At 35.6% G+C, this 3,378-nt stretch carries 2 protein-coding genes and 2 pseudogenes; 1 reads left to right on the plus strand and 3 read right to left on the minus strand.

What is annotated here, in order from left to right; translation table 11 throughout:
* The 3 genes and pseudogenes from AC1DJR_RS24935 to AC1DJR_RS24945 form a co-directional block, all read right to left on the minus strand.
* Window positions 1-1,139, minus strand: a 1,139-nt coding sequence (locus tag AC1DJR_RS24935) for an acetylornithine deacetylase (protein ID WP_477003759.1), incomplete at its 3' end; no start/stop codon positions are given.
* A 113-nt stretch (window positions 1,140-1,252) separates the two neighbouring features.
* Entirely contained in the window at window positions 1,253-2,674 is a 1,422-nt protein-coding gene (locus tag AC1DJR_RS24940; RefSeq protein WP_002139532.1) for an amino acid permease, read from the minus strand.
* A 105-nt stretch (window positions 2,675-2,779) separates the two neighbouring features.
* Window positions 2,780-2,911: pseudogene (locus AC1DJR_RS24945) on the minus strand (biotin/lipoyl attachment domain-containing protein); the annotation flags it as partial.
* 301 nt (window positions 2,912-3,212) lie between these two features.
* Between AC1DJR_RS24945 and AC1DJR_RS24950 the strand changes: the two are divergent.
* A pseudogene (locus AC1DJR_RS24950) lies at window positions 3,213-3,378 on the plus strand (AAA family ATPase); the annotation flags it as partial.

Genomic DNA, 3,378 nt, shown 5'->3' on the forward strand with positions numbered 1-3,378 from the left:
ATGTTAAACTCACTAAACCATCCGCCATCAGTTACCGTTGCTGACATATCTAAAATTGCATTTTTAGATAAAATAGATTCATGTACTGAACTTAGCGTTTTGACAGCAACATGTTCGCTATCTACTTCTAAAGAAGGAAAAATTTCGCCACGATCCACAATCATTGATTCTCCGCCCCACTTAAATTGTGGTGGGTTCTCTCTTAACCATGGATCTGCTGCTGCCACTTTTCCTAAATACTCTTCTATTTCTTCTATTATTTGTTCATGCGTTTCATTTGGATAAAAATGTACGGTTATCCACAATCGGCACTCATCCGCAATAAATGCCGCATGACGTCCTCCTTCAATAACAGCTGGATTAATTGTTGTTGTTCCAGATGGATAGCCTTCATATGTTTTCATGACTGCCCAATGACGCTCTAATTCTTGTAAGCTTTGGACAATCTTCATCATTTTCTCAATCGCACTCGCTCCAAATAGACGTCCTCCAGCATGGATCATTTGTCTACGTGTTGCATCATGAAACGTTTGTGGGCTTTTCACTGTAATCCATCCAGTAATTACGCCGCCCTGCCCTTGCATATGTAAATTACTTGTATCAACTACTACTGCAAAATCAGCATCGTAACCACGTTTACAGCATTGAAGTGTCCCTGCTTCTCCTACTTCTTCGCCAATTACCGATTGAAAAATTAAATCCCCAGGTAATTCAATCCCCGCTTCTTCTAAAAGTTGAATAGCAAATAAGGCTCCAGCTAGTCCACCTTTCATATCTGCCGCACCTCTCCCAACTAACCAACCATCTTTTATAAACGGCTCAAACGGATTTGTTTCCCACGGTTCGTCCTTTGATACTTCTGCAACATCTATATGTCCATTAATAACGAGACTTTTATGTGACTCACTTGCTGTCCCTTTTTTCACTCCAACAACATTCGGATCATTCGGATATACATCCCACTTATCAATACTAAAATTTCGTTTTTTTAGAAACTCTGCAACAAATTCTTGCGCCTCATTTGTATTTCTTGCTGGTGGTGCTGGTGTTTCAAAGCGAATTAAAGCTTTTGTAAGTTCTAGTAGCTCGTCTTTTCGTAAATCAATCTGTTCTAATAGCTGTGAAACTTCTTGATTCATTGCTAATTCCCCTTTGCATACATAGTATGTTTCCAGCTTTATTTTTACAAAAAAAGAGACTGTTTACAATTCTACAGTCTCTAAATTCCTTGTTATTATAAATTMAATTTCAACTATAAACTTTCTAATTCTGTTGTATTCATCTTTTCGATATGTTCTATTTTACTTTTCTTACTTCTTGTAGCACGGTAAAACAGTAAACAAACGATCATAAATGGAATACCACAATATAATGCCATTCTTTGTTCTGGAATAAAAGCCATAGCTACAATTACTGTTAAATTTAATACTAAAGCAAGAATTGGAACAAATGGATACAGTGGTGTTTTAAATTTCAAATCCTTAATATCTCCCCCTTGCTTCACGTATGTCCTTCTAGCTAATAGGTTAGATAAAGCAATAGATGCCCAAACTAATATCGCTCCAAACCCAGCAATAGAAAGAAGCCATAAATAAACTGTATCTTCCGCATAAATACCTGATAGTAATGAGAGACACCCTACAAACGTACTTACAATCAATGCATAAATAGGAACACCGTTTTTAGATAACTTACCAAAAATCGGGCTAATCATTCCTTGATTAGACATAGACCATAGCATACGGGAAGTTGCATATAATCCTGAATTCGCAACTGATAGTACMGCTGTAATAATAACGAAATTTATAATATCAGCCGCATAAGGAATACCAATTTTATCAAATACAACTACGAATGGACTTTCTATCACTCCTGCTTGCTGCCAAGGAAATAGTCCCGCAAGAATAAAAATAGATAGTACAAAGAAAATAAGTATGCGCCAAACTGTATTATTAATTGCCTTCGGGATAGTTTTCTCTGGATTTTCACTCTCACCAGCTGCAATACCAACTAGTTCTGTTCCTTGGAAGGAAAAATTAACTGCAATCATCGTAATTAAAATGGCTGATAACCCATTTGGGAACAATCCACCATAATCAGTAAAGCTAGAAAACATCGGCGCTGGTTCATTTCCTTTCATATCTAGAAAACCAAACATTGCTGCCCCGCCCAAAATGATAAATGCAATAATTGTAATTACTTTAATACTTGCAAACCAGAATTCAACCTCCGCAAAACTTCTTGAAGATAACGCATTAATAACAAAGAGCAATACGGCAAACACTACGCACCAAATCCATGATGATACATCTGGAAACCAACGTTTCATTAATATACTAACTGCAATTAATTCAATGCCTATCGTAGCCGTCCAGTTTAGCCACGACATCCATCCCACTACATAACCCGCTGCAGGTGAAATATGTTTTGTAGCATATGTTTGATACGATCCTGCATCMGGCATCGCRACYGCTAACTCYCCAAGACAGAGCATCGTTAAATACATAACAAATCCACCGACAAGATACGCTACAATCGCTCCTCCAGGTCCAGCTTCATGAATTGTATAACTGGATCCTAAAAAAAGCCCAGTACCAATAACCCCTCCGAGTGCAATCATAAATATGTGCCGACTTTTCAATTCTCTTTTTAATCCCTGGTTTTGATCCATCATATAAATCCCCCCTTTTCACTTTGCAAACCCATTTAATGTAAGCGTTTTTAAAATTCTTCATAGTAAAAATAATTATTTAAAAGAGCAAAAATACATACTACTTATAACCTGCTGCTTATCTATTGTTTCAATTAACGCTAATTTTTCCCACTCATATACGTAAGAACTTTCAGTAACAAATAATTTCTCTACTTTCCCGTAACAAGGACTATACACGCCTTCTATAACCGTCTTCACTTTATAAATTCCTCCCTCTTATTAATTGAAACTGAAACGTTGCATACACTATAAAGATTCATAATCCCCCTACTCTTTAAATTTAGAGATCTTAACTACTATTCATGCAAAATACGTACCAACCTCAATACCTATGTAAAATTAGGATTTCTTACGAAAAAAATCTGCATAACCGCAAAAATTTTCTATCATTTGAAAATTTTTAAGAGAAAATAGCAAAAAAATTTTGCGATTTTATGAGAATTTTAATAAAATTATAAAAAGTCAGTCTTCATAGGGTATAACGAGGAGAAGATAATACATGCATACAGAAGAAATCAATTTTAAAAAGATTATTGAAATGAATGTGCTATACGAAACTTTACTCAATGAACTCGATATCGGGATCCATATTATTAATGAGGAAAGTAAAACGATTATCTATAACCGTAAAATGATGGAAATTGAATCAATGGATCGCTTAGATG

Source organism: Bacillus sp. 05T31, from assembly GCF_056396725.1.